The following is a 3,176-nucleotide window of genomic DNA, read 5'->3' on the forward strand; positions in this document are numbered from 1 at the left end:
AGATGGGAACGATCGAGCTGCATGGATGGGGGGCTCGGATCGAGGATGTCGAAAAGGCCGACCGCCTCGTGTTCGACCTGGGCCCCGATGAAGGCCTCGATTTTGGGGCCGTCCGCGCCGCTGCCTTTCAGTTCCGCGCTATCCTTAAATCGCTGGGGCTTGCGACTTTCCCGATGCTGACGGGAGGCAAAGGAGTGCACGTCATCGCGCCCCTCATCCCTGGCGCCGAGTGGCCAGAGGTGAAGGACTTCGCGTCTCGCCTGGCGCAGGCGGTCGCCCAGAGCGATCCGGCCGATTTCACGGCCGTGTTGTCAAAGGCGCGCCGCAAGGGTCGCATCTTTGTTGACTATCTACGCAATCAGCGCGGGGCGACCGCGATCATGCCCTACAGCGCAAGATCACGTCCGGGCGCCCCTGTGGCGGCACCGATAACGTGGGCGGAGATGAAGACAATAGATGCGCCCTCACATTTCCACGTGGGCGATGCTCCTGAATTAAAGAAACGCGCAGCCTCCAAAGCTCTGGCTGGATGGGGTCGCGCTGACCAATCCTTGCCCAATCTGTAGCGTCCGACGCGGGAAGAGGCAGTAAAGCCGGGATTTAAAGGGCAACGCGGCGCTGTTGATCTTGCCTGCTTGGAACCTGCGGAGATCGGCCTCGTTTGGCTGAAGCCATGGCAAAAACCGATCCCAGGACCGTCGCCGGTCTTTTGAGGGAATACGCGCTACGGTCGTCTATGCGAGGCGACAATCCCTATCGCACAAAGGCATACCTGCGCGCGGCAGACAGTTTGATGGCGCTGTCGCAGCCGCTTGATCGGATCATCGCCGCCGGCGCCCTCACCAAGATCCCGGGGATCGGTGATGCGATCGCAGACATCGTGACCAAGCTTTACCAAACCGGCACGCACCCGAGCCTTGAGAAGCTGCGCGAGGATGTTCCAGCGGGCGTGATGGAGCTGTTTGCCATACCCGGGCTTCGTCCCGATAAGATACTGAAGCTTCATCAGGCGCTCGGCGTGAACTCGCTGGCGGAGCTCGAGGCCGCAGCAAGAGAAGACCGCATACGCCCAGTCAAAGGCCTCGGCGCCGCGCTTCAGACAAAGCTCCTGCAGAACCTGGCCATTGTGCGCAGCGGCGAAACGCAACTTCACCTGCACAAGGCCGCCGCTCTTCTCGAACATGCGGTTCTATCGGTGAAGCAAGAGCATCCCGAATTTTCGCGTGTCGAGATTGCAGGTGACTTCCGGCGCGGTTGCGAGCTCGTTTCCGACTTCGCCCTGGTAGCGCAGGCCAAAAAATCGACTGGTATCGAGGAGACGACCCTCAGGCTTGTTGTCACGGACAGGAAGCACTTTGGCGCGAGCCTGCTCGAAGCGACCGGTTCGGCAGATCACCTTGAGCAACTGAAGACGTTCGCGGCCGACAAGGGATTCACCCTAAACGCCGACGGGCTTCATCGCGGGAGAAAGCTGATCGCGTCAGCGACAGAGGAAGAAATCTACCAAGCTCTAGACTTGCAGTTTATCGAGCCTGAATTGCGCGAAGGCAGGGGCGAGATCGAGCGAGCGGCAAAGCAGAAGCTACCTTCCCTCATTCGGGATGAATATCTGCATGGCATCCTGCATTCTCACACGACCGCATCCGATGGCACCGAAACGCTTGAGGCAATGGCTGAAGCCACGCGCAAGCGCGGTTTCGAATATTATGGTGTCGCCGATCATTCGCAGTCCGCTCACTACGCAGGCGGCCTTTCGTTGCAGGAGATTGCTGAACAGCACCGCGAAGCTGACCGGCTGAACAAGGCATACAAAGGAAAATTTCGCATCCTGAAGGGCATCGAGGCGGACATCCTGGCGGATGGCTCGCTCGATTACCCGAATGATATCCTGGAGCAGTTCGATTTCGTCGTCGCGAGCGTGCACAGCCGCTTCAACTTACCCAAGAAGGAGCAGACGGAGCGTATCATTGAAGCGATCGGAAATCCTCGGACGACAATCATCGGGCACATGACCGGTCGCCAGCTGTTGCGCCGGCCCGGTTATGATCTCGACGTCGACAAAGTCCTCAAAGCGTGTGCGAAACACGGCGTCGCTGTCGAAATCAACGCACATCCGTGGCGACTCGACCTCGACTGGCGCTGGCATCAAAAGGCACTCGATCAGGGCTGCATCTTCAGCATCAATCCGGACGCTCATTCGATCCGCGAGCTCGACCACATGCATTGGGGTGTCGAGATGGCGCGCAAGGGCGGTGTCCCAGCGAAGCGGGTCCTGAACGCGATGCGTTTGACGGCCCTCCTTGCGCATCTCGCACGCCGCAGGCAAACGTTCTGACCTGCTTATGCGCCCGGCCTATCAGCGCAGGAGTCCGTCATTCTCAAAATCTTCCCAGCCGCGCAAACTGGAATCCGAGTTCTCATCGGGGCCATGGCCAGCTGAAGCAGCAGTTCCACGCCCTCTTCTTTGAGCACGTTTCATAGCGGCTTTCCCCGCGGCTCGCCGCCTGTTCTCTGCAGCTGTCGCCGCATCCTGTTCGCGCCAGACCGTGACCAGGTCGCGGTCAAGCACATCCTCCACGTGCTGCGGGTCGAACACGTGAAAGGTGATGTTCCTTGCCCGTCCACGGAGTTTCACCGTTTTCGTCCCGGCATATAGCCCAATTCGTTAACGACGGCCGGCATTCAAGCTCCTGTCAGACTTGAGGGACGGTCGGAGGCTCCAAATCCAAGTCTCAAGCATGAACAAATTATTAAGCGCAAGCATGTAAGGGTTAACACCACGACAACCATCTCAAGGCACCGTGTGCGTCGTCGGCATTTGAAAGGCACATCGCAGGAGCTAACCTATGTATCAGATTTTCCGCGACTTCCTGGCGGATAGCGCAAACTTCGTGAGCGTCGCGACGGCGTTTGTCGCGATCGGTTATTGGCTGCGTCGCCGCAGGCGCTCACCGAAATGATTCGGATTCAAGCGAAAGATTTCTAGCGGTTTCGGCGGATCAGTCCGGATCGATGAACATCCCGCACAGAATGCAGCGGGTGCCGTTCCAGCCAGTAGGACCGCAGTTTGGGCAGTCGTAGGAGCTGTGCACGTTCTCGCCCTTTGGCCTATAGCCTGTCATCCCACCGGGCCCCCTCAGATAGTAGAAACGATCGTCTTGACCCACCACCTGGAG

At 59.0% G+C, this 3,176-nt stretch carries 1 protein-coding gene and 1 pseudogene; both read left to right on the forward strand.

Features of this window, described 5'->3' with window-relative positions:
• Positions 1–566 (forward strand): annotated as a pseudogene (locus EOA13_RS36665) (DNA ligase D); the annotation flags it as partial.
• 107 nt (positions 567–673) lie between these two features.
• Positions 674–2,335, forward strand: a complete 1,662-nt coding sequence (locus EOA13_RS36670) for a DNA polymerase/3'-5' exonuclease PolX (protein ID WP_127297993.1) — start codon at positions 674–676, stop codon at positions 2,333–2,335.
• Positions 2,336–3,176: the final 841 nt, after the last annotated feature.

The organism is Mesorhizobium sp. M7A.F.Ca.US.011.01.1.1, from assembly GCF_003998295.1.
In the GTDB taxonomy this organism is placed as follows: domain Bacteria; phylum Pseudomonadota; class Alphaproteobacteria; order Rhizobiales; family Rhizobiaceae; genus Mesorhizobium.